General features: G+C 74.4%; 14 protein-coding genes. 12 read left to right on the top strand and 2 right to left on the bottom strand.

Translation table 11 applies throughout. The annotated features are described in order from the left end of the window. Window positions 1-226 precede the first annotated feature (226 nt). The 9 genes from ACZ4VA_RS00205 (at window position 227) to ACZ4VA_RS00165 (ending at window position 17,969) form a co-directional block, all read left to right on the top strand. Window positions 227-3,763 (top strand): FHA domain-containing protein, encoded by a 3,537-nt coding sequence (locus tag ACZ4VA_RS00205; protein WP_468079023.1) that lies wholly within the window; start codon window positions 227-229, stop codon window positions 3,761-3,763. 355 nt (window positions 3,764-4,118) lie between these two features. Continuing rightward, complete coding sequence (locus tag ACZ4VA_RS00200; RefSeq protein WP_468079021.1) at window positions 4,119-5,498, top strand: ABC transporter substrate-binding protein; 1,380 nt, start codon at window positions 4,119-4,121, stop codon at window positions 5,496-5,498. A 70-nt stretch (window positions 5,499-5,568) separates the two neighbouring features. After that, window positions 5,569-6,849 (top strand): carbohydrate ABC transporter permease, encoded by a 1,281-nt coding sequence (locus ACZ4VA_RS00195; RefSeq protein WP_468079605.1) that lies wholly within the window; start codon window positions 5,569-5,571, stop codon window positions 6,847-6,849. After that, window positions 6,846-7,754, top strand: a complete 909-nt coding sequence (locus ACZ4VA_RS00190) for a carbohydrate ABC transporter permease (protein ID WP_355787311.1) — start codon at window positions 6,846-6,848, stop codon at window positions 7,752-7,754. Before ACZ4VA_RS00195 ends, ACZ4VA_RS00190 begins: the two co-directional genes overlap by 4 nt. Before the next feature lie 213 nt (window positions 7,755-7,967). Next, window positions 7,968-10,292 carry a bifunctional glycosyltransferase/CDP-glycerol:glycerophosphate glycerophosphotransferase gene (locus tag ACZ4VA_RS00185; protein WP_452922484.1) on the top strand — a complete coding sequence of 775 codons (2,325 nt, stop codon included), beginning with the start codon at window positions 7,968-7,970 and terminating at the stop codon, window positions 10,290-10,292. Between the two features lie 122 nt (window positions 10,293-10,414). After that, complete coding sequence (locus ACZ4VA_RS00180) at window positions 10,415-12,598, top strand: bifunctional glycosyltransferase/CDP-glycerol:glycerophosphate glycerophosphotransferase (RefSeq protein ID WP_468079018.1); 2,184 nt, start codon at window positions 10,415-10,417, stop codon at window positions 12,596-12,598. Between the two features lies 1 nt (window position 12,599). After that, a complete protein-coding gene (locus tag ACZ4VA_RS00175) occupies window positions 12,600-14,801 on the top strand; it encodes a bifunctional glycosyltransferase/CDP-glycerol:glycerophosphate glycerophosphotransferase (protein WP_356174233.1) in 2,202 nt (733 codons plus the stop codon). 113 nt (window positions 14,802-14,914) lie between these two features. Continuing rightward, the gene (locus tag ACZ4VA_RS00170) at window positions 14,915-16,195 is read left to right on the top strand and encodes a hypothetical protein (protein ID WP_356174230.1); all 1,281 of its coding nucleotides are present in this window, start codon (window positions 14,915-14,917) and stop codon (window positions 16,193-16,195) included. Between the two features lie 178 nt (window positions 16,196-16,373). Continuing rightward, complete coding sequence (locus ACZ4VA_RS00165; protein ID WP_468079016.1) at window positions 16,374-17,969, top strand: hypothetical protein; 1,596 nt, start codon at window positions 16,374-16,376, stop codon at window positions 17,967-17,969. A 51-nt stretch (window positions 17,970-18,020) separates the two neighbouring features. On the opposite strand, the gene ACZ4VA_RS00160 is transcribed toward ACZ4VA_RS00165, so the two are convergent. After that, window positions 18,021-18,434, bottom strand: coding sequence for an organic hydroperoxide resistance protein (locus ACZ4VA_RS00160; RefSeq protein ID WP_356174225.1), 414 nt, complete (start codon window positions 18,432-18,434; stop codon window positions 18,021-18,023). 126 nt (window positions 18,435-18,560) lie between these two features. Between ACZ4VA_RS00160 and ACZ4VA_RS00155 the strand changes: the two genes are divergently transcribed. Then, window positions 18,561-19,073 (top strand): MarR family winged helix-turn-helix transcriptional regulator, encoded by a 513-nt coding sequence (locus ACZ4VA_RS00155; protein ID WP_356174222.1) that lies wholly within the window; start codon window positions 18,561-18,563, stop codon window positions 19,071-19,073. Here the strand turns inward: ACZ4VA_RS00155 and ACZ4VA_RS00150 are convergent. Beyond that, on the bottom strand, window positions 19,070-20,818 hold the full coding sequence (locus tag ACZ4VA_RS00150) for a glycosyltransferase family 39 protein (protein ID WP_468079603.1): 1,749 nt from the start codon (window positions 20,816-20,818) through the stop codon (window positions 19,070-19,072). The two genes, ACZ4VA_RS00155 and ACZ4VA_RS00150, sit on opposite strands and share 4 nt — an antisense overlap. A 167-nt stretch (window positions 20,819-20,985) precedes the next feature. On the opposite strand from ACZ4VA_RS00150, the gene ACZ4VA_RS00145 reads away from it, so the two are divergent. Both ACZ4VA_RS00145 and ACZ4VA_RS00140 read left to right on the top strand, forming a co-directional pair. Beyond that, a complete protein-coding gene (locus tag ACZ4VA_RS00145; RefSeq protein ID WP_468079014.1) occupies window positions 20,986-22,257 on the top strand; it encodes a glycosyltransferase 87 family protein in 1,272 nt (423 codons plus the stop codon). 43 nt (window positions 22,258-22,300) lie between these two features. After that, window positions 22,301-23,893 carry a glycosyltransferase gene (locus ACZ4VA_RS00140; protein ID WP_468079601.1) on the top strand — a complete coding sequence of 531 codons (1,593 nt, stop codon included), beginning with the start codon at window positions 22,301-22,303 and terminating at the stop codon, window positions 23,891-23,893. Window positions 23,894-23,915: the final 22 nt, after the last annotated feature.

Here is a 23,915-nt window from a genome sequence, read left to right as displayed (position 1 = left end):
TCTCAAGCGGGCACCGGTCGGGCACTGGTCAGGCACTTTTGCGGGCAGAGCCGACCAATCAAGATCACTTGTTCCCGGGCGGCGGGCGTGTTGTCGGTGTCAGGTGCGAGGATGCCCTCAGTACTGGCCGACGTGCCCGTGTGCGGTGGGGGAGTCTGCGGTGGGGGACCGCGGCGCAGTCTCGTCCCCGTTCCGGGTGCCCGCGCGGAAGGGACCCCTGACGGCGATGCAGATCCGGCTGACCGTCGTAGACCCGCTGGGCCCGCCCTCGGAGCCGCGGGGGCGAGCCGCCGCCTGCGATGTGCTGGTCACCGCCCCCGCGGGGACGGCGCTGGCCGCGATCGCGTCCGGACTGGCCTCGGCGGTGGCGGCGGGCGACGGTCCGCTCGTGCTGTACGCGGGTGCCGAGCGGCTCGACGCGCAGCGCTGCACCCTGGGCGAGCCGCCGCTGACGGACGGCGCCGTGCTGTCGCTGGGCGCCCCCGCGGAGCCCGGCCCCGACGAGAGCGACGTCACCGCCCAGCTGCATGTGATCGCGGGTCCCGACGCGGGCGGTGTCCACCTGCTGCACGGCGGCCGGATCCACATCGGCCGCTCGGCCGACGCGGACGTCCCGCTGGACGACCCGGACGTGTCCCGGCTGCACTGCGCGGTCACGGTCTCGGCCGACGGCCGCGTCGCGGTCGCCGACCTCGGCTCCACGAACGGCACGGCCATCGACGGCGCCCGGGTGGGCGAGCGTCCGGTGCGGTTCGGGCCGGGGGCGCTGCTGCGGGTCGGCGAGTCCGCGCTGCGTCTCGCCCCGGCCACCGGCGTCGGGACGGTCCCGACCGCGCCCGACGGCGAGGGACACGTGCGGGTGCCCGCCGTGGGCTCGCGGGAGACCGGCCTCACCGGGAGCGGCCCTTCCTCCGGTGCGGCCGGCCGGACGTCCACGGTGCCTTCGGGGGCACCCCGGCAGACCGCCGCCGTGCCCCACGCGCGCGTGGAGGGCACCGAGACCCCGGCGGCGGGAACCCGTACGGACGGGGGTGCAGGGCGGGACCCGTACGCCCCGGCGGGCGAGACCCATCACGGCTACGGCTCCGGGGGCTGGGGCTCGGCCGGAGGTGTCCCGGGCGCGCAGGGGCACGAACCCGGCGCGGACCCCGTCGTCCCCGGGCAGGGACGCGCACCCCGTATCGAGAACGGCCGCCCCGCCGCGGCGGCCCCGGCACCGCGCCCCGACCGGCACGGCGACCCCGGGGCACGCGGCGAGGGAGCCACGGCGGCCCCCGGCGCGGGCACCCGCGAGGGCGGCGCCCCGGGCCCTGCCGCCCCCGGCACCGACGTGCCGCCCGGCGTCCGCAAGCGCGGCTTCTCCGCCTGGGCGCGGCGGCTGACCGGCGGCCGGGGCGAGCTGCCCGAGGCCGGCCCCGGGACCTACGACGACGAACCGGCGGCCGAGGCGGCGGACCCCGTGACCGCTCCGGCGCTGGTGCCGGACACCTGGCCGGACCCCGCGACCCTGCTGCTCACGGCGCTCGGCCCGGGGCCGCGGCTGTGGGAGCGCGAGCCGGGGCACCCGGAGATGCTCACCGTGCGGCTGGGCACGGCCGACCGCGCGGCGCCCGACGGCTCGGGTCTGCTGCCCGCCGTGCCGGTGACGGCGGGGCTGCGCGAGGTCGGCTCGCTCGGTCTGGCGGGACCCCGGGCGCGGCTGGCGGGGCTGGCCCGCGCGGTCGTCGCCCAGCTCGCCGCGCTGCACTCCCCCGACACCCTTGAGATCGTCCTGATCAGCACCGACCGTTCGCGCGGCGTGGAGGAGCGCACCGCCGAGTGGTCCTGGCTCGGCTGGCTCCCGCACGTCCGCCCCGGTCACGGCCAGGACTGCCGTCTCCTCCTCGCCTACGACCGCGACCAGGCGACCGCGCGCGCGGACGAGCTGCTGCGCCGTCTCGACGACCACCTCACGGAGGCCGGAGGTGCGGCGGGCGCCCGTCCGTCCCCCGGCGCGGCGGGTCCCGTGCGCGGAGCCGCCCGCCGTCCCTCGTGGGCGCGGGGCGAGGACCCGGAGGACGTCGCGGAGGGCCCGTACACCGTGCTCGTCGTGGACGGCGACCCCGGCGGCGCGGGAGTGCGCGACGCGGTGGTGCGGCTGGCGCGCGAGGGCGCCCGGGCGGGCATCCACGTGGTGTGTCTCGCCGAGACGGCGGCCGCGTCCCCGGCGTCCCCGGTGACGCGGACGTACGAGGCCGCCTGCGAGGCGGCGCCCGGTTTCCGGGAGTGCGGTGCCGTCGCGCTGCTCAGCGGTGACGTGGCGACCGCCCTGCACCTGATGCGGGTCGCGCCGGGCGGCCCCGCGGATCCGTCCGGAGCCCCGCGCCCGGGCACCGCTCCCGATCGGGGCGAGCTGCCCTCCGGGCACGGCCGGCACACCCCGCCCGGCACCGGGCCGGAAGACTCCCCGGCCGGCTCCCCGGACCGCCCCGACGGCGGCTCCGTCCCGGGTTTCGTCGGACACGGCACCGTCGCCGCGGTGGACGCGGTGTCGGCGGCCTGGGCCGAGCGGTTCGCGCGGGCGCTCGCACCCCTGCGCACCGACGGCACCGGCGACCGGCACGCACGCGTGTCCGCGCCGCTGCCCCAGGCGGCACGGCTGCTCGACGAGTTGGGGCTCGCCCGCGCCACCCCCGCGTCCCTGCTGGCCCGTTGGGCCGACGCGGCCGACGACACCGAGGCGCTCGGCGGCCGGGCCCGCGCGGTGCTCGGAGCGGGACCGCGCGGCCCGGTCTGCGTCGACCTCGCCGCCGACGGCCCGCACCTGCTGATCGAGGGACCCCCGGGCAGCGGCCGTACGGAGCTGCTGCGGTCGCTGGCCGCGTCGCTCGCCGCCGCGGAGCGCCCGGACCGGCTCGGCATCGTCCTGATAGACGGGCGGGACCACACCGGCGGCAAGGGCGCGCAGGGACCGGCCGACGGACTCGCCGCCTGTACGGACCTGCCGCACGTCTCGACCCACCTCACCGCCAACGACCCCGTGCGCATGCGGGAGTTCGCGCAGTCCCTGAGCGCCGAGCTGAAGCGGCGGGCCGAGCTGCTCGGCCGCCAGGACTTCACCGAGTGGCACACGAACCGCGAGGTGTCCGGCCGGATGGTCACCCAGCGCTCGGCGAGCGGCTCGTCCGGCACCGGGGACCTCGACAGCCCCACCACGTCGACGATCAGGCTGCGCCCGGCGGCGGCCCGCCGGCAGGCGGAGCCGGGGCCGCCGCTGGCCCGTCTCGTCGTGGTGGTCGACGACCTGGACTCCCTGCTGTCGCCCGCGCTGGGTTCGCCCGGTAGGCCCTCGGCGGGCTCCGTCGTACGGGCGCTGGAGGCGGTGGCCCGGGAAGGCGAGCGGCTCGGCGTGCACCTGGTGGCGACGACCGGGATGTGCGGGCGGGCGACGGACACGGAGCTGGCCAGGACGGCCGCGCTGCGGGTCACGCTGGACGCGCCGACGCCGGGAGCGGACGAACCTGCGCCGGGACGGGGGCGGGTGTCCGGGGCGGACGGACGCGTCACGCCCTTCCAGGGCGGGCGGGTGACGGGCCGGATCCCCCGTACGGCGACACAGCGGCCCACGGTGGTGCCCCTGGAGTGGCAGCGGATGGGGGACCCGCCGGCCCGGCGGCCCGTGCGGGAGCTCGGCAACGGCCCGACCGATCTGGCGCTGCTTGCCAGCGCGTTGGAGCGGGCGGCCCGTTCGGTCGCCGCGACCGAGGTCCCCTCGCTGCTCTGACCCCGCACGCTTCTTCGACCCCGGCGCTTCCCTCACCCCGGCACCCGGAACGAGCGCTCCGCTTACGTGCCGGTCCGTCAACTGGCGTGTCCGAAAAGGACATTCGGCGCGTCCGCCCCATGACGGAACCTCACATTCCGTCCGTGTCGGGCGGATACGCCGGTGATGACGCGAGCCGTGATCCCGTGGAAGCCGCCCCCGCCGGAAGCCCGCAGGTCACGACGCGGTCACGATCACTCACTTGACACCGTAGGCGCTCTTGCCGCCCTCAAGCAGGCGGGCGTAGACCAGAGCGCACGGGACACGCTCAACACACCGCTCAGACGTTCGACGAGGAACGAAGAACGGGGCACAGATGCGCAGCACTGTTCACTCACGCAAGCCGAGCAAGACCGCACGGAACGCGGCCGCGGCCCTCACGGCCGGTGCTCTCGCCCTCGCGCTCACCGCGTGCGGCGGAGACGACGACGGCGACAAGAGCGGCGGCAAGGACAAGGAGAGCGGCGGATCGTCCGTCTCGCTCCCCAAGCTGGACGGCGAGAACCTGGAGGTCGCCGCCGTCTGGACCGGCCCCGAGCAGGCCAACTTCAAGAAGGTGCTCGCCGAGTTCGAGAAGCGCACCGGCGCCAAGGTCACCTTCGTACCGGCACAGGACCCGATCATCAACTTCCTGGGGTCGAAGATCGCGGGCGGGGAGCCGCCGGACATCGCGATGCTCCCCCAGGTCGGCGCCATCAAGCAGGCCGTCGAGAAGAAGTGGGCCAAGCCCGTCGGCAAGGCGGCCCAGGAGCAGTTGCGGAAGAACTACTCCCAGGGCTGGCAGGACCTCGGGAAGGTCGACGGCGAGCAGTACGGCGTGTACTACAAGGCCGCCAACAAGTCGCTGGTCTGGTACAACACGCAGGTCTTCGAGAACGCGGGCGCCAAGGAGCCCAAGACCTGGGACGAGTTCCTCGACACCGCGCAGACCGTCTACGACTCCGGCGTCACGCCCGTCTCCGTCGGCGGCGCGGACGGCTGGACCCTCACGGACTGGTTCGAGAACATCTACCTCTCCCAGGCCGGCCCCGAGAAGTACGACCAGCTCGCCGAGCACAAGATCAAGTGGACGGACGCGTCCGTGAAGGACGCGCTGACCACGCTCGCGCAGCTGTGGGGCAAGAAGGACTACATCGCGGGCGGCGCGAGCGGGGCCCTGCAGACGGAGTTCCCGGACTCCGTGACGCAGACGTTCCAGGGCGGCGACCAGCCGAAGGCCGGCATGGTCTTCGAGGGCGACTTCGTCCAGGTCAACATCGCGGAGACCAAGGCGAAGGTGGGCACGGGCGCGAAGGTGTTCCCGTTCCCGGCCGTGGGTGACGAGGCGCCGGTCGTCAGCGGCGGCGACGCGGCCGTCATCCTGAAGGACTCCAAGGCGGCCCAGGCCCTCGCCACGTTCCTCGCCTCGTCCGACGCGGCGGCCATCCAGGCGAAGCTCGGCGGCTACCTCTCCCCCAACAAGAACGTCGACGCGTCGGCGTACCCGAACGCGGTGCAGCGCAAGATGGCGCAGGCCCTGGTCTCGGCCGGCGACGACTTCCGCTTCGACATGTCGGACCAGGCGCCTCAGGCGTTCGGCGGCACACCGGGCAAGGGCGAGTGGAAGGAACTCCAGGACTTCCTGAAGAACCCCAAGGACGTCGCGGGTACGCAGGAGAGGCTGGAGTCGGCCGCCGCCAAGGCGTACAAGGACTGATCCGGGGATGACGTCGGCATCGGCGGGAGGAGTCACCCCGACTCCTCCCGCGGCTCACCACCGCAAGAGCGTGACCGGCACCCGCAAGGCGGTGGCAGCGCTGTTCCTGCTGCCCGCCCTGGTGCTGCTCGGCGCGCTCGTGGTCTACCCGATCGGGTACTCGCTGGTCCGCAGCTTCTTCGACCAGAGCGGCGACGGCTTCGCCGGCGTCGACAACTACAAGGCGCTGTTCACGGACGACGGCATCCGCACCGCGTTGAAGAACAACGTGCTGTGGGTGGTGTTCGCGCCGACCGTCTCGACGGCCCTCGGCCTGATCTTCGCGGTGCTCACCGAACGGGTGCGCTGGGGAACGGCGTTCAAGCTGGTCGTCTTCATGCCGATGGCGATCTCGATGCTCGCCGCCGGCATCATCTTCCGGCTGGTCTACGACGAGGACCCGGAGAAGGGCGTCGCCAACGCGGTCTGGGTGGGCGTCCACGACACCTTCGCGGAGTCGTCGGCCTTCCCGAAGGCGCACCCGGGCCGGGAGTCGCCGCTCAAGGCGGACGACGGCGGGTTCGTCACCAGGACGCCCGTCAGCGCCGGCCGGCCGGTGACGCTGCCGCTGGTCGGCGTGGCCCCGGACAAGATGCCCGACGGCGCGAAGAACGCCGTACAGGCGAAGGCGGAGCCCGGCAAGGTCACCGGTACGGCCTGGCAGGACTTCACCCGCGGCAAGGGCGTCGGCGAACTCGGCGCCGTCGACGGCACGGAGCTCGGCTACGCGGGCATGAAGGTCGAGGCCGTGAAGGACGGCAAGGTCGTGGACTCCACGGAGGTCGGCGCCGACGGCACCTTCATGCTGTCCGGCGAGGCGGACGGGGCTCTGCTGCGACTGCCGGCGAGCAACTTCCGCGAGCCGTACAACGGCGTGGACTGGCTCGGCCCCTCCTTGGTGACCCCGGCCGTCATCGGCTCGTACGTGTGGATGTGGGCCGGCTTCGCGATGGTGCTCATCGCCGCGGGGCTGGCCGGCGTGCCGCGCGAACTGCTGGAGGCGGCGCGGGTGGACGGCGCCACCGAGTGGCAGGTGTTCCGCCGGGTCACGGTGCCGCTCCTCGCGCCGGTCCTCGCGGTCGTCACGGTCACGCTGATGATCAACGTGCTGAAGGTCTTCGACCTGGTCTTCATCATCCCGCCGGGCTCGTCCCAGGACGACGCGAACGTGCTGGCCCTGGAGCTGTACCGCAAGGGCTTCTCCGAGGACCAGCCCGGCATCGCGAGCGCGATCGCCGTGTTCCTGCTGCTCCTGGTCATCCCCGTGATGCTGTTCAACGTCCGCAGGCTGCGGCGGGAGGTACGCCGATGACCACACAGACCGGCACTCTGATCAAGACGGCGCCCGTCGAGACCGTCCGGGCGAAGAGGTCGCTCGGGTCCCGCCTGGCGAGCGGGGTCAGCGGCGGTGTGCTCCAGCTGTTCCTCATCCTGGTCGCCCTGTTCTGGCTGGTGCCGACCATCGGGCTGCTGCTGTCGTCGCTGCGCAAGCCCGAGGACATGAGCGCGAGCGGCTGGTGGAAGGTCTTCAGCGAACCCTCGCAGCTGACCGTGGACAGCTACCAGAAGCTGCTGGAGAACAGCGACATCACCAGTTCGCTGGTGAACACGGTGCTGATCACGGTCCCGGCTACGCTGCTGGTGGTGGTGATCGGCTCGCTCGCCGGCTACGCGTTCGCCTGGATGGAGTTCCCGGGCCGCGACTGGTGGTTCCTCGGCGTGGTCGGCCTGCTGGTGGTGCCCGTGCAGGTGGCGCTCATCCCGATCGCCGAACTCTTCGGCAAACTCGGCCTGTTCGGGACGATCCTCGGAGTCATCCTCTTCCACGTCGGCTTCGGACTGCCGTTCGCGGTGTTCCTGCTGCGGAACTTCTTCGCGGAGATCCCGCGGGAGCTGCTGGAGGCGGCGCGGCTCGACGGCGCGGGTGAACTGCGCCTGTTCCTGCGGGTCGTGATGCCGCTGGGCGGGCCGGCGATCGCCTCACTCGGCATCTTCCAGTTCCTGTGGGTGTGGAACGACATGCTGGTGGCGCTGGTGTTCACCAAGGCCGGCACCCAGCCGATCACGGTGGCCCTTCAGACGCAGGTACGGCAGTTCGGCAACAACATCGACGTGCTGGCGCCCGGCGCCTTCATCTCGATGGTGATCCCGGTGGCCGTGTTCTTCGCGTTCCAGCGGCAGTTCGTGTCCGGCGTGATGGCGGGCGCCGTGAAGTAGCCACGGCACCAGAGCAGTCGGAGGGCGGGCCGGTTCCGGTCCGCCCTCCGTCGCGCGTACGCCGGTCCGGCACGGGACGTCACGGGGGCGCGGGCGCCGGAGCGTTCGCCGAGCTCGCGCGGCCGCCGTCCCCCGGATGCCGCATCCGGCGTAACCAGGTCACCCCTTCGGCCGTTCCCGGGCAGTATGCCCGCGCCGACCCATGGATGTCCCTTGCCCAGGTTCAGTGTCATCGTCCCCGCGTACAAGGTTCAGGCGTACCTGCACGAGTGCCTCGAATCCGTGCTTGAGCAGTCCTGCCCGGACCTCGAGATCATCGCGGTCGACGACTGCTCACCCGACGCCTGCGGCGCGATCATCGACGAGTTCGCGGCCCGCGACGCCCGCGTGCGCCCGCTGCACCTGCCCGAGAACGTGGGTCTGGGCCGCGCGCGCAACGCGGGCCTGGGGCACGCGCGCGGCGACTACCTGCTCTTCCTGGACGGCGACGACACCCTCACCCCCGACGCGCTGCGGTCCATCGCCGACCGGCTGAAGGAGACCTCCGAGCCGGACGTCCTGGTCTACGACTACGCGCGTACCTTCTGGTCGGGCGAGGCCGTCCGCAACCGGCTGGCGGGGCAGCTCACCGAGCAGGGCCCGGCGCCCTTCCGGCTCGAGGACCGGCCGGGGCTCCTCACGATGCTGATGGTCGTCTGGAACAAGGCGTACCGGCGGGACTTCGTCGAGCGGGCGGGCCTGACCTTCCCGCCCGGGCTCTACGAGGACACCCCCTGGACCTACCCGGCCCTGATGTCCGCCGAGACCATCGCCACCCTGGACCGGGTCTGCGTCCACTACCGGCAGCGGCGCCGGGGCAGCATCCTCGGCACGCCCGGCCGGGGCCACTTCGACGTCTTCGACCAGTACGACCGGGTCTTCGCGTACCTGGACGCGCACCCGGAGCTGGCGCACTGGCGGCCGCTGCTGTTCCGGCGGATGGTCGACCACATCGCCACGGTGTTCACCCGGCGCGGGCGGCTGCCGCGCGGCAGCCGCGCCGAGTTCCTGCGCAGGGCCCGCGCCCACTACGCCCGGCACCGCACCCCGGGCGCCCCGGTGCGAGCACGTGTCAGGCTCCGGCACGCGCTGATCCGCCTGGGCAGCCACCGCACGTACCGGCTGCTCTCGCTCGGGTCGCGGCTGCGCAGACGGGCGCTGCGGTCGACCGCGGGCCTGCGCCGCCGGGTGCGGGAGGCCGCGCTCCGGCTCCACTACCGCGTCCAGCTGCGGCTGCCGCTGCGCGCCGACCACGCGGTGTTCTCCAGTCACGACGGCCGCGGTTACGGCTGCAACCCGGGCGCCCTGGAGTCCGCGTTCCGCACCCTCGTCCCGCACATCCGCACGGCGTGGATCGCGTACGCCGAGCACCACCACACCGTGCCGCCGGCGACCCGCCGGTTGCGGCCCGGGTCCGCCGCGTACTGGACGGCCCTCGCCCGCTCCACCTACGTGGTCGACAACGCCGGTCTCGGGCTGCGGCTGGTCAAGCGCCCCGGGCAGGTGGTGATCCAGACGCAGCACGGCACCCCGCTGAAACGGATGGGGCTCGACCTCCAGGACCGCCCGGCGGCCGCCCGCGACACGGACTTCGCGGCGCTGCTCCGCTCCGCCGACACCTGGGACTACTGCCTGTCGGCCAACCGCCACTCCACCCTGGTCTGGGAGCGCGTCCTGCCCTCCGGCTACACGACGCTGGAGTACGGGCAGCCGCGCAACGACGTGTTCCAGCAGGCGACGGCGGCGGACGTGGCCCGGCTGCGGGAGTCCCTCGGCATCCCCGAGTCCTCCGTGGCCGTCCTGTACGCGCCGACCCACCGCGACTACCGCCGGGGGCAGCTGCACACCCTCGACCTGGAACGCGTGCTGCGCCGGCTCGGACCGCGCTACGTGCTGCTGACCCGGGCCCACCCCTCCTACGGCCGCCCGCTCGCCCAGGGCTCGGGCGGCCGCCTCATCGACGTGAGCGACCACCCGAGTGTCGAGGCCCTGTGCCTGGCGGCGGACGCCCTGGTCACGGACTACTCGTCGATCATGTTCGACTACGCCAACCTGGACCGGCCGATCGTCGTGTACGCGGACGACTGGGAGGCGTACGAGGCGGCCCGCGGCACCTATTTCGACCTTCGGTCCTTCCCGCCGGGGGCGGTCGCCCGCAACGAGGACGAGCTGATCGACATCTTCGCGACCGGCCACTGGCGCGGCTCGCGCTCGGCCCAGCTGCGGGCCGCGTTCCGCGAGCGCTTCTGCCCGCACGACGACGGCCACGCCGCCGAGCGGGTGGTGCGCCGGGTGGTCCTCGGCGAGCGGTCCGGGCTGCCGGCGGTGGTACCGCTCGCCGAGCGCCGCCCGGCGCCGTCGGCCGCGTCGGCCCGTCCCGCCGTCCCCCTCACCACGTCGCCGTCCGTACAGGTCCCCGTCCCGGACGCCCCGCCCCTCACGCACGTGCCGTCACCCGGGGCGGGGGCCGCCGCTCCCGTCACCCCCGACGGCCTCTGAACCGGAGCGCGCATGCCCCGCAGCTCGTCGCGGCCCACGCCGACCCGGCCCGCCACCTGGCGTCCCGCCGGCCGGCCGGGGCGATGACCCACCGGCTCGCGTCCCTCGACAGAAAGAGCAGAATGCCCCGCTTCAGCATCGTCGTCCCCACCCATGAAGTCGCCGGGCGCCTGTCCCAGGCGCTGGACTCGGTCCTCGCCCAGTCCTTCGGCGACTTCGAGCTGATCCCCGTCTGCGACGCCCCGGACTCCCCCGCCGGCGCCGTCGCCGCCGCGTACGCCGGGCGGGACACCCGGGTGACCCCGGTCCAGTCCCCGCCGTCCGCCGGGCTGGGCGCGGCCCGCAACACCGGGACGGCGGCCGCCACCGGCACGTACGTGCTCTTCCTCGACGGCGACGACGAGCTGGCGCCGGGCGCGCTGGCGGCCCTGGACGCGGGGCTGCGGGGTGAGGAGGTGGACGTCCTCTACTTCGAGCACGAGCGGGTCCACTGGTGGGACGTGGAGACGAGCACGCCCCCGCTGCCGAGAACGCCCACGGGTGCCTTCGCGCCGGAGCGGGCCCCCCGGCTCACCGGCGTCGCGCTGCCCGCCTGGAGCGCCGCCTACCGGCGCGCCTTCCTCACCGAGCACCGGCTCGCGTTCCCCGCACCGCACTTCACGGACGTGGGCTGGGGCGGCCTGGTCACCCTCGCGGCCCGCCGGGTGGCCGTGGTGCGCACGGTCGTCGTACGGCATCTGCTGCGGCGGCAGGGCAGCCGGCTCAACGCCCCGGGCCCCCACCAGCTCGACCTCCTCGACCAGGTGGAGCTGGTGCTCACCCGGGCCGCCGCGCAAGGCCTGCCCCCCGAGCGGTCGCAGCCGCTGTTCGAGCAGCTCTTCACCCTGGTGCTGAAGACGGCGGCCCATCCGGAGCGGCTGCCCGCGCGCCGGCGCCGCGCCTTCTTCCGCCGGGCGGGCGGCCTCTACCGGCGCCACCGCCCGGCCGGGTTCCGGCCACCTGCGGGCAGTCTCGGCGTGCAGCACCGGCTGCTGGCGTCCGGCGCCTACAGCGCGTTCCGCGCGCTGCGGGGCGCCAACCGGCTGCTGGCGGCGGCGGGCCGGCGGGCGCCGCGGCCGCGGATGCTGCGCACCCGCGCGCTGTACGCGCTGAACCTGCGGCGGCCCCTCGACGAGAACCTGGCCGTGTACTGCGCGTACTGGGGCCGGGGTTACGCCTGCAACCCCGCGGCGATCCACGCCAAGGCGCGTGAACTGGCCCCGCACATCCGCTCGGTGTTCCTGGTCGAGCCGGACGCGGTGGACGCGCTGCCGGAGGGCCTGGACCACGCGGTGATCGGCAGCCGCCGGTCCTGGGAGGTGCTGGCCCGCGCCAAGTACCTGGTGAACAACGCCAACTTCGCCGACGCGGTCGTCAAGCGTCCCGGCAGCGTGCACCTGCAGACCCAGCACGGCACCCCGCTGAAGAAGATGGGCGTGGACCAGTCGACGTACCCGGTGGTGGCCGCGGCGACCGGCAGCTTCGCCAAGCTGCTGAACCGCGTGGACCGCTGGGACTACAACCTGTCCGCCAACCGGCACTCCACCCAGATGTGGGAGCGCGCCTTCCCCGGCGGCTACGAGGCGCTGGAGTACGGCTATCCGCGCAACGACGTCTACTACACGGCCGACGCCGGGCACGTCGCCCGGGTCCGGCGCGCGCTGGGCGTCCCCGAGGGCGCCACGGCCCTGCTGTACGCGCCGACGCACCGCGACCACAGCACCGGCTTCGAGACCCGGCTCGACCTGGAGGCGTTCTGCGAGGCGGCCGGCGACGACTTCGTGGTCCTGCTGCGCGCCCACTACTTCTACGACGAGGGCCGCTCCCGGGGCAGCGGCCGGATCATCGACGTGACCCGGCACCGCTCCTCCGAGGACGTCTGCCTGGCCGCCGACGGACTGATCACGGACTACTCGTCGATCATGTTCGACTACGCCAACCTTGACCGGCCGATCGTCGTGTACGCCGACGACTGGGACGTCTACCGGGAGACGCGGGGCAGCTACTTCGACCTGATGAAGAGCCCGCCCGGTCATGTGGCGCGCACACCCGAGGAGTTGACGGGCCTGTTCCTCGACGGCTCGTGGGCGGACGGGGAGTCGGCGGCCCTGCGGGCGCGGTTCCGCGAGCGGTTCTGCGAGTTCGACGACGGGCGGGCCGCCGAGCGCGTCGTGCGGCGGGTGTTCCTCGGCGAACCCCCCGAGGCCATCCCGTCCGTGCTCCCCCTCGCCGAGCGCACCCCGGCCCCCACCCTCGTTAGGAGCTGACGTGCCCCGCTTCAGCGTCATCGTCCCCGTCTACAAGGTGCAGGGCTTTCTGCGCGAGTGCCTCGACTCGGTCCTGGAGCAGTCGTACCCGGACCTGGAGGTGATCGCCGTCGACGACCGGTCGCCGGACGGCTGCGGGGCGATCCTCGACGAGTACGCGGACCGCGACCCCCGGGTGCGGGTGCTGCACCTGCCCGAGAACGTGGGCCTCGGCCGGGCACGCAACGCCGGGATGCCACACGCCACCGGCGACTTCCTGTTCTTCCTCGACAGCGACGACACCCTCACGCCTGGCGCCCTGCGCGCCATGGCCGACCGGCTCGACGAGACTGCCGACCCGGACGTGCTGGTCTTCGACTACGCACGGACCTACTGGTGGGGCGGCACCCGCCGCAACGTGCTGGCGCGGGTGCTGGCCGAGGGCGGTGACGGCACCTTCACGGCCGCCGAGCACCCCGAGATCCTCGAACTGCTGATGGTGGTGTGGAACAAGGTCTACCGCCGCGACTTCGTCGAGAAGCACGGCTTCCGGTTCCCGCCGGGCTACTACGAGGACACGCCGTGGACGTTCCCGGTGCTGCTCAGCGCGGAGCGGATCGCCACCCTCGACCGGATCTGCCTCGCCTACCGCCAGCGCCGCCAGGGCAACATCCTGTCCACGACCAGCCGCAAGCACTTCGACATCCACGAGCAGTACGAGCGGGTCTTCGCCCACCTGGACGCGCACCCGGAGCTGGCGCACTGGCGGCCGTACCTGCACCGCAAGATGGGCGAGCACTGCCTGGACGTCCTCGGCAAGCCGGACCGGCTGCCGGAGGCGGACAAGGGCGAGTTCTTCCGGCGTACGGCGGAGCTGTTCCGCGGGTACGGCGACGGGCCGGTGCCGGCCGAACTGCGGGTGCTGCGGGGCGGTTACGCCCGCTACCGGGTCCGGCGGCAGGCCGCCCGGGCCGCGAAGGCGCTCGACGAGCGCGGGCAGCGGACGCGCGCGGCGGCCGTGAGCCGGGTCCGCGGCGGATGGTCCGCGGTGCAGGAACTCCGGCCGCTGGACCCCGATCTCGCGGTGTACTCGGCGTTCTCGCACCGCGGGGTGCTCGGCGATCCGGCGGCCGTCCACCGCGCCGCCCGTGAACTGGCTCCGCACATCAGGGCGGTGTGGGTGGTGCGCGAGGACCAGGTGCCGCTGCTGCCGCCCGGCATCGAGCACGTCACGCCGGACTCCCTGCGCTACCGGCAGGTGACCGCCCGGGCCACGTACTTCGTCAACAACGTCAACTGGCCCGGCACGCTGGTGAAGCGGCCCGGGACCGTCCACATCCACACCCACCAGGGCACCCCGCTGAAGTACATGGCCGCCGACCTGCTCGGCAAGCCGGGCGCCCGGCACGGCTTCGACGTCCCGCAGATGCTGCGCCGCGCGGACCGCTGGGACTACAGCCTGGTCGCCAACCGCCACTCCGAGCTGGTCTGGGACCGCGCCTACCCCTGCCACTTCACCTCGCTGCGCACCGGCAGCCCCCGCAACGACGTCCTCGTGCGGGCGCGCCCGGAGGACGGCGCCGCGGTCCGCGCCCGGCTGGGCATCCCCGCCGACCACACGGTGGTGCTGTACGCGCCGACGCGCCGCGACTACGTCCGGGGCGGGCACGTCGACCGCGTGGACCTGGCCCGGTTCGCCGACGACCTCGGCGCGGGCCACACCCTCGTCGTACGGCTGCACCCCTCGCTCGCGGAGGGGCCCGCGCGCGGTCTCGGACTCGCCGAGCTGCACCGGCGCGGCGTCCTGGTCGACGGGACGGACGAGCCGCACGTGGAGGAGCTGATGCTCGCCTCCGACGTGCTCGTGACGGACTACTCGGCCCTCATGTTCGACTACGCGAACCTCGACCGGCCGATCGTGGTGCACGCCGACGACTGGGGCGCGTACACGGCGAGCCGGGGCGCCTACTTCGACATCACGGCCGACGCGCCGGGCCATGTGTCCGCCTCCTACCGGGAACTGGCGTGGCTGTTCGCGTCCGGGGCGTGGCGCGACGAGGAGTCGGCGCGGCTGCGGGCGGGGTTCCGGTCGCGGTTCTGCGAGTTCGACGACGGACGGGCCGCCGAGCGGGTGGTGCGGACGCTGATGCTGGGCGAGCCGGACGCGCCGGTCCCGGTCCGGGTGCCCGCGCCCGCCGGACACGACGTGCGGGTGTCCTCGTGACGGCGGACGCCCCGGGGGGCCCGGACGGGCCCCCTCGCCCGCGGCCCGGCGGGCTCGCGCTTCGGGCGCGGGCCCGGAGGTGGACGGTCCGCCCGGCGCGGGCCCGGCACTGGGTGGCCCTGGTCGCGCTCGTGTTCGCGGTGCTCCAGCTCGCCAACGTCACCGGCCGGGACACCCCCGACACCAAGAACTACCTGTCGTACGCGCTGAGCCTGCGCGGCGACGGCAAGCGCGAGGCGGCGGCGGCGACCATCGACTACGTGTGCGCAGGGAAGGCGTCCATCGCGCGCCGCAACCAGAGCGTCGACGTGGTCCGCTTCCACCGCGCGAACCCGGCCCCGTGGGTCGCCGAGGAGTGCCGGCGCGAGCAGTGGCGGCAGGTGGACGAGCGGCTGCGGGCGGGGCAGACGTCCGGTCACACGGTGCCGTTCATGCCGGCCCGGTTCATGCGGATCTTCGAGGCCAGGCCGGGCTATCCGGTGTTCCTGCTGCCCTTCGTCACGGTGCTCGGCGTGACCTGGGGGCTGTGGGCGGCGGGTGTCGCCGTCACCGTCGCCGGGGGTGTCCTCGCCTTCCTCGTCCTGCGTACCCTGCGGGCGCCGGTTCCGGTGGCCCTGTGCGGGCAGGTCCTCTTCCTCGTCCTGCCGTGCGGCACGACCGCCATGCGTCCCATGACCGAGGGGCTGCTGCTCACGCTCACCCTCGCGGCGCTGTGGGGCTGCGCGCTGGCCCTGGACGGGCGGACGCGGCCCGCCGCCGCCCTGGTCGGCGGTTCCCTGCTGCTGCTGTTCACGGTGAAGCACTCGCAGGCGCTGTTCCTCGGGCTGTGCCTGGCGGGCGCGTGCGCGGTGCTCGGCGTACGCCGGGCGGGGCCGTCGCTCGCGGGCGCCTGGAGGGTGCTCGGGCGGCCGCTGCGGACGGTCGCGGTGCTGGGGGGCGGTGCCGCCGTGGCAACGGTCCTCGCGGCGCGGCTGCTGCGCTACCCGTCGGAGTCGGAGAGCCTCCAGGACCTGCTGACCGGGCACTTCGGCCACCCCGACCGGAGCCGGCCGTGGCCGGAGTTCCTCCACCTCCAGTCGAACTTCTGGCTGGAGTGGCTGCGCCGCCGGCTGTGGGAACCCCTGTTCCTGGCGGCGATGCTCGCCGGGGCCTGGGGCGCGCTCAGGCAGCGGCCCGCCTTCGGGGCCTTCGCCCTCGCGGCCGCCCTGACCGGCGTGCTGAACCAGGCGGGGCACCCGGACATCAACATCTACGGGGACCGGCTCATCGTGCTGGCCTGGCTGCTGCCGGTGCTGGGGCTGCCGCTGCTCGTGGAGCGCGCCGCCCGGCCCCGGGCCGAGGTCTCGGGCACGGTCCCGGGACCGCTGCGCAGGGACGCGCCCGTCTCCCGCTAGAGGTCCCGCCGCCACAGGCTGATTCCCGGCGTGGTCCTGACGGGACCGCGCCGGGACTCCGGCGAACGGGGAAGAGGGCATCCCCCGAAGAGGTGACGCACCGCTAGGGCGTTGACGCCGGCGGGAACATACGTCAAATGCTCCGAATCGCTTCGCCCCGCCCGACCCCCCGCGCCCGGTGAGCGCCGACCTCCTCGTCCGGCGGGCCGTGCTCGGCGCCACGGCGCTGCGCGGCGGCGCGACCTGGCGTCCGACTCCGTACCAGGTCTTCGGCGGCCTGTTCTGGCTGGTGATGTCGCTCGCCCACTGGCGGGTGCCGATGTGCTGCGACTTCGGCCAGCACGCGGCGGTCGTCGAGCGGCTCAAGGCGCGGCTGCTCGACCCCCGCCACCCGATGGCCGACCTGCCGGGCGCGGGCAGCCCGTACTACTCGCCGTACGCCGTCGCGCAGGGTGCCCTCGCGCGGGTGACGGGGCTCGCGGGCTGGGAGGTCGTACGGCTGTCCGCACCGGTGAACCTGCTGGTGCTGCTGACCGGCATCGGCCGCTTCGTGCGGGTGCTGGCGCCGCGCCGCCCCTGGGCCCCGGTGTGGGCGCTGCCGGCGATGGTGCTGCTCTGGGGCACCGAACGGGCCTGGTGGAGCGGCTATCTCGGGCTGATGTCGATGACGGGGAACCTCGGCTACCCCTCGACGTTCGCCATCGGGCTGGCCTTCTGGGCGTGGGCGCTGACGGGTTCCCGCGCGGCCGGCCTCGGCGGCCCCGTCCGCTACGTCGGCCCGAGCGGCCTCAGGAGCTTCTCGGGGTACGCGGCGGTCGGCGCCCTGTACGGCCTGATCCTGCTCGTCCATCCGATCACCTCGGTGGCCGCGGTGACCGGAGCGGTGGCGTTCGTGGCGGCGTGGCAGCGCGGATGGCGCGCGGCGGTCGTGGGCCGGTGGGCCGTGGCGGCAGGCGCGGCCCTGCTGGTCGCCGCCTGGTGGCCGTATTTCGACGTGTTCGCGCTGACCGGTGACACCAGCGTGGACGCCATGCACCGGCGGCTGTACGAGGGGCTGCCCGGACAGTTCTGGCTGGCGCTCGTCGGGCTGCCGGCGCTGTGGCTGCGGGCGCGGAGGGCCCGGCGCGCCTCCCCGGACGGACGCCGGTGGCGGAGCGCCCGCGATCCGCTGGTGCTGATGTTCGCGCTGGAGTCCCTGGTCGTGGCGTACGGCTGGGTCAGCGGGCACTACACGTACGGCCGGATCCTGGGGCTGACGCTGGTGCCGCTCCAGTTCGCCCTGGCGGTGGAGCTGGCGGCGCCGCGGCCCTGGCCGGTCTGGCGGCGCGCGCTCGGCGCGACCGCGGCTCTCGGGGCCTGCGTGGGTTTCCTGACCGTCCAGGCCGGGGCGGTCGTGCCACGCCCGCTGGACCCGGTCGGCTTCGCGCAGCCGCCGCACTGGCCGACGTACGAGTGGGCGGCGCGGCACATCGGGCCGGGCGAGGTCGTCATCACCGACGGGTACTACGCCGTCCACTCCATCGCCGGGTACGGGCCGAACCTCGCGACGCCCGCCTGGCCCGACGCCGCGCTCGACGAGCGGGTGCGGCTGCGGCGGCTGGCGGCGGTGCGCGCCTACCTCGATCCGGCGTCGACGCGGGCCGAGCGCGGCGCGGTGGTCCGGCGCTACCACGTGCGGTGGCTGCTGCTGACCCGCTGGAGGCGGGTGCCCCCGGAGGCCGTGGTGGTGGCATGGAGCCCGGCGACGGGCGAGGTGCTGGCCCGGGTCGCGTGAGCGCCCGGGGCCGAGGGCCCCGGGCGCCGTTGCGGTGCGGTGGTGCGGTGGTTACTCGACGACGATCTCGACCGGGATGTTGCCGCGGGTCGCGTTGGAGTAGGGGCAGACCTGGTGGGCCTGGTCGACGAGCTTGCGGCCCGTCTCGGCGTCGACGGACTCGGGCAGCTCCACGCGCAGCGTGACGGCCAGGCCGAAGCCCTCGCCCTGCTTGCCGATGCCGACCTCGCCGGTCACCGCGGCCTCCGTGACGTCGATCTTCGCCTGACGGCCGACGAGGCCGAGGGCGCTGGCGAAGCAGGCGGCGTAACCGGCCGCGAAGAGCTGCTCCGGGTTGGTGCCCTCGCCGTTGCCGCCCATCTGCACCGGGACGGCCAGCTGGAGGTCCAGGCGTCCGTCGGAGCTGACGGCGCGGCCCTCGCGGCCGTGGGTGGCGGTGGCGACAGCGGTGTAGAGCGCGTCCATGGAGACCATCCCTCTCAAGTCAAAGGTGTTGCCCGGGGCGACCGGTCCGGCCGCCTCACAGCCATAAGTAGAGCACGCAATTCAATTGCGCACAACTTAATGGCGGGCAAGAGCTATCCTGGAGGCATGACCGCCAAGCCCGCTCCGAGCCCCGAGGCCCCGCCCGACGGCGACTACCTCCGCCTGGAGCAGCAGATCTGCTTCTCCCTGAACGCCGCCTCGCGCGCCTTCGGCGGCGTCTACCGCGTGCTCCTGAAGGAGCTCGGGCTCACCTACCCGCAGTACCTGGTGATGCTGGTGCTGTGGGAGCACGGGGAGCTGCCCGTCAAGAAGGTCGGCGAGCATCTGCGGCTCGACTCCGGGACGCTGTCGCCGCTGCTCAAGCGGCTGGAGGCGGCGGGTCTCGTACGGCGTGAGCGCAGCGCGCGCGACGAGCGGTCCGTGCACGTCGGGCTCACCGCCGAGGGGACGGCGCTGCGCGAGCGCGCGCTGCTCGTGCCGCGCCGGATCGCGGCGGCGACGGGCTTCCAGCTGGACGAGATCAACGAACTCCGCTCCCGTCTGGACCGGCTGACCGCGGCCCTGGACGAGGCGGCGCTGGACGGGACACCCCTCGGCGAGACCCCGGGCTGCGTCTAGGGCCTGTCCAGGCGGCCGGTGGTCCGGACCCCGGGGGCGTCCGCCCGGGACGTCCACAGCGGGACGGGCGGGCGGCGCACGTACAGCCGCAGGGTCACCCCGCGGCGGGTGTACGTCTCGCGCGGCACGAACTGCTCGTCCACGACGGCGAGTTTGACGCGTTCGGTCGGCTCCGGGGGGTACCAGGACGGCCGCACCGTGAACCGCTCGGCGACGACCCAGACCCGGTCGAGGGCCGCCAGCCGCCGCCGCAGTTCCGCCGGGCCGGTCTCCCGCCCGTACAGGGTCCCCGAGGCGGGCGCCGGCACCCCGAGCGCGACGTCCCGCGTGCCCCGGAACCCGTGCGGGTACGCCAGCGCCGTGCGCCGCCCGATCGCCGGCAGGAACAGCACCGGGTCGCCGGGGCGCAGTCGGCGCGCGGCGACCTCGGAGACGGCGGCGAGGTCGTCCGGGCGGTGGTCGGCGCTGCGGTCCCGCTGGAGCAGCGGCAACTGGCAGAGCAGGACGAGCGCGACGAGCAGGACACCGCACAGCGCGGCGAACGGCGGCCGCGTGCCCCGCCGGACGGCGCCGGTCACCCGCGCCCACGGGACACCCGCTGCCCGGGACACCGCCGGCTTCCGGGCCGCCGCCGTCTGAGGCACCCCCACCCACCGGACACCCGGCGCCCGGGGCACCTTGGGCAACCGGACCGCCACCCCCCGGAGCACCGCCGCCCGCCGGACCGCCGCCGCCGGGGACACCCACGCCCACCTCACCGCCGCCGTCCGGTGCGCCCGCGCCAGGGCGGACGCGGAGAGGCGGAGCACCCGTTCCAGGCCGGCCGCGGCCAGCAGCGGCGCGCCCGCCAGCGCGTACAGCACATAGCGCTCGTCGTAGAGCGGCACGACCTGGGAGACGCCCATCAGCACCGCGGGCGGCACCACCGCGAGCGGCAGGGCGACGGACGCGAGCGACAGCCTTCCGCGGGGCGCGGGCACGGGCAGCAGCGCACAGGCGGCCAGCACCAGGTACGGGACCAGGACCGCCTCCGAGGGCCCGGCGAAGCCCTCGACCAGGCGCTCCACGCTCCGTCCGTCCGGCGGGACCAGCCACGCGACCTGCGCGGCCTGCCCGTGCGAGACCACCGCGAGCGGCAGCAGGACCGCCAGCGCGGCTCCGGCGGCGCACAGCCAGCCCCGCCACACCCGGCCGGGCACCCGCGCGCGTGCCAGCGTCGCGGCGTGCGCGAGGAGCAGCAGCACCGCCAGTTCGTGCAGCAGGCACGTGACGGCGACGACGGCGCCGTACCCGCACCAGTCGCCCACCCGCGCGCGTGCCCCCGCCTCGGCGGGGTTCGGGGTCGCCGTCACCGCGCGGACCAGCAGGAGCGTCGCCCAGGCGGCACCGGCGGCGACCATCGCGTAGGAGCGGCCCTCCTGGGCGTAGTGGCCGACGGCGGGAGCGACCGCGTAGAGCAGGCCCGCCCATAGCCCGACACGCGGGCGGCACAGGCGGCTGCCCAGGGCCGCGACCAGACCGGCGGCCGCGGCGGCGGCGCAGACGGAGGGGAGCCGCAGGGGCACCTCCCCGGGGCGCACGGCCAGGACGAGGTGCATGAGGAGGTAGTACAGGCCGTGCACGGCGTCCACCTCGTGCAGCAGGTGCCAGATCTGCGGCACCGAGCGCCGGGCCACCTGGAACGTGACCGCCTCGTCGCGCCACATGCCGCCGCGGTCGAGTCCCCACAGGCCCATCGCCAGCATGGCGAGCACCGGCCCGAGCACCGCCGCCGTCTCCGCGCGTCCGACCCGCCACCGACCCACGCACTCGCTGAGCATGGGCCGAGTTTGTGCTATTAGCTAAGCATTCGTGCGTATTGACGGCGTATCAGACAGTATTCCCCATCCGTGCGGCTTACGATCCCCTCTTGATGAGCGCCTCGACGAATCACCGCCGCCTGGTCCCGCTCGCCGTCGCCTGGGCGGCCGCCCGTGCCCTGATGCTGTGGATGCTGGCCCACGACGAGCTCGTCCCGCTCGGCCGGGGCGGGGTCTCGCGCGAGGTGGAGAACCTGTACTTCCGCTGGTACGGCGTCCTGTCGCACGGCGCGTACCCCTCGGGCGACCACCTGTGGCAGTACCCGCCCGGCGCCGGGCCGGTACTGCTGTCGCCCGCGCTGCTGCCGGGGCTCGGCTACTTCCAGGCGTTCGTGGCGCTCACGCTGCTCACGGACGCGGTGATCCTCGCGGCGCTCGCGCGCGCGGGCACGCGCCCGGGGCGCAGCACGGCCGGCGCCTGGCTGTGGACGGCGAGCCTGCCGCTGCTGCTGCACATCCCGCTGGCCCGCTACGACGTGCAGGTCACGGCCTTCGCCGTCCTGTCGCTGCTGGCGCTGTCGCGCTCCCCGCGCGCGTGCGGCGCGCTCGCGGCCATGGGGGCCCTGGTGAAGGTGTGGCCGGCCCTGGCGCTCATCGGCACCCCGCGGGGCCGGACGACCCGGGAGGCATGGACGTCGGCCGTCGTCACGGCGGTCGTGCTGCTCGCGGCCCTCACCACCCTCTTCGACAACCCCTTCGACTTCCTGCGCCAGCAGGGCGGCCGGGGCGTGCAGATCGAGTCCCTCGGCGGCACCGTCCTCGGCCTCGCCCGCCACGCCGGCTGGCCGGGGCAGGTGCGCTACCGGTACGGCGCCATGGAGTTCACCGGTCCCCATGTGCCCCTGGTCGCCGCCGCCTCGCTCGCCCTCACCGTGGCCGCGTTCGGGCTGCTGCTGCTCTGGCGGATGCGGGCCCGGCGCTGGACGCCGTCGACGCCGTACGACGCCGCGCTCAGCGCCGTCCTGCTCTTCACGGTCACCAGCCGGGTGATCAGCCCGCAGTACATGATCTGGCTGCTGGGCCTGTCCGCCGTGTGCCTGACCGCCCGTCACACCACGCAACGCCCGGTCGCCGCCCTCGTCGTGGCGGCGACCGCGGTCAGCGCGGTCGCGTACCCCGGGATGTACGGCGAGGTCGTGGACAGCACCTGGACGGGCTGCCTGCTGATGGTCGTCCGCAACGGGCTGCTCGTCGGCGCGGCGGCGCTGTCCTTCCGGCGCCTGTGGAGATCGGGGCTCTCCGTGCCCGACCGGATCGGACACGCCCATACGGAACTATCGCTCGATTCCGGACGTCTTCCGCACAAGACACTAAATGCCTCTTAACGGAAAGCAGCCCCCGCCTCCTACCGCTCCGGCCGTGGAATCCATGCACCCTCATCCCGCACAGGTCAGCGTCGTCGTCATCGGGTACGACGACGCCCCGCACGTGACGGACGCCGTGCGCTCCGCCCTCGCCCAGGGCCCGGCCGTCCGTGAGGTGATCGCCGTCGACGACCACTCCACGGACGGCAGCGCGGACCTCCTCGACGCGCTGGCCGCCGGCGAGCCGCGCCTGACGGTGCTGCGCCGCGCCGTCAACAGCGGAGGCTGCGGCACCCCCCGCAACGACGGGATCGACGCCGCCACGGCGCCGTACGTGATGTTCCTGGACAGTGACGACGTGCTGCCGCCCGGCGCCGTCGACGCCCTGCTCGCGGCCGCCGCAGGACACGACGCGCAGGTCGCGGCGGGCCTGTGCGTCCGGCGCGAGCTGCCCTCCGGGCGCGAGGTGCCCTGGCAGGCGGAGCTCTACGCGCGGCCCGCCCTCGTCGACCGGCCCGCGCGGCGCACCCGGCTGGTCCACGACACGCTCTGCGTCAACAAGCTCTACCGCGCCGACTTCCTGCGCAAGCACGGCATCCGCTTCCCCGAGGGCCGCTTCACCTACGAGGACTTCGTGTTCACCGCGCGCGTCCTGGCCGCCGGACCGCGCGTCGCGCTGGTCCCCGACCGGGTCTACGTCTGGCACGTCCGCAGGTCGGCCGCCCACCTGTCGATCTCGCTCGACCGCGCCGGCATCGACAACTGGCGCGCGCGCACGGAAGCGAACCGCGCCGCGTACGAGATCCTGCTCGGCGCCGGCGAGAAGCGGCTCGCGCGGGCGGTGCGCGCCAAGTTCCTCGACCACGAACTGCGGATGTACGCCCGCGAGCTCGATCTGCGCGACCCCGCTTACCGGCGGGCGTGGTGGGAGCACACACGCGCGTACCTCGCGGCCTTCGACGCCGCCGACTTCGCGCGGGCCCCGGCGCCCGGCCGGGTCGTCGGCCGGGTCGTCCTCGCCTCCGCCGCACCCCGCGACCTGCCCCGCCTCAAGGAACTGGCGGCACGCCCGGCGCGGCTGCGCCCGCCCTACGCGCGCTCCGCCGACGGCACGCCCGTCTGGTCTGCCGACCTTCCGCAGGTGGAGCTGGACCATCTGCTGGAGCGGCCGGTGCGGCTGCTGCCGGTCGCCGTGGACGCGATCTTGCGTCCACGGGTTCGCGGGACACGCCTGCGGCTGCGTCTGCACGAGCTGTACGGGCGGATGCGGGAGGCCGGACCCCGGTCGGTGGACGTCGAGTTCACGCACCGGGAGACCGGACGGGTGGGGCTGCGCCGCGCGTGCCCCCTCACGGCGGACGCCGGTCACGCCACCTGGTCCGCGGAGACGGCGGTGGACCTGGGGGCGCTCGGCTCGGGCACCTGGGACCTGCGGCTGCGGCTGCGTTTCGACGACGGCACGAGCCGCGACACGACCGCCCACGCGGTCGCCGGGCCGGGGCTGCTGCGCCGCTCGGTGCTCCCCAGCGTCCGGCACGGCGTGCTGCTGGTCCAGCCGTACGCCACGCACGCGGGTGCGCTGGCGCTGCGGCTCGCGCCCGGCCGGCGGGGATCGGCCGCGGTGGTCCGCCGCAGGCTCGCCCGCCTGCTTCACTGATACCCGACCGACCGTCCGGCCC

Source organism: Streptomyces sp. NPDC028308, assembly GCF_055565855.1.
The sequence above is the reverse complement of the archived record's forward strand: the minus strand, read 5'-3'. Positions and strand labels throughout refer to the sequence as shown.

Bases quoted from the DNA above. Each gene is read 5' to 3' on its own strand.
- ACZ4VA_RS00200 (WP_468079021.1), top strand. From the start codon at position 4,119: ATGCGCAGCACTGTTCACTCACGCAAGCCGAGCAAGACCGCACGGAAC.
- ACZ4VA_RS00140 (WP_468079601.1), top strand. From the start codon at position 22,301: ATGCACCCTCATCCCGCACAGGTCAGCGTCGTCGTCATCGGGTACGAC.
- ACZ4VA_RS00180 (WP_468079018.1), top strand. From the start codon at position 10,415: ATGCCCCGCTTCAGCATCGTCGTCCCCACCCATGAAGTCGCCGGGCGC.
- ACZ4VA_RS00205 (WP_468079023.1), top strand. From the start codon at position 227: ATGCAGATCCGGCTGACCGTCGTAGACCCGCTGGGCCCGCCCTCGGAG.
- ACZ4VA_RS00145 (WP_468079014.1), top strand. From the start codon at position 20,986: ATGAGCGCCTCGACGAATCACCGCCGCCTGGTCCCGCTCGCCGTCGCC.
- ACZ4VA_RS00150 (WP_468079603.1), bottom strand. From the start codon at position 20,818: ATGCTGGCGATGGGCCTGTGGGGACTCGACCGCGGCGGCATGTGGCGC.
- ACZ4VA_RS00190 (WP_355787311.1), top strand. From the start codon at position 6,846: ATGACCACACAGACCGGCACTCTGATCAAGACGGCGCCCGTCGAGACC.
- ACZ4VA_RS00155 (WP_356174222.1), top strand. From the start codon at position 18,561: ATGACCGCCAAGCCCGCTCCGAGCCCCGAGGCCCCGCCCGACGGCGAC.
- ACZ4VA_RS00160 (WP_356174225.1), bottom strand. From the start codon at position 18,434: ATGGACGCGCTCTACACCGCTGTCGCCACCGCCACCCACGGCCGCGAG.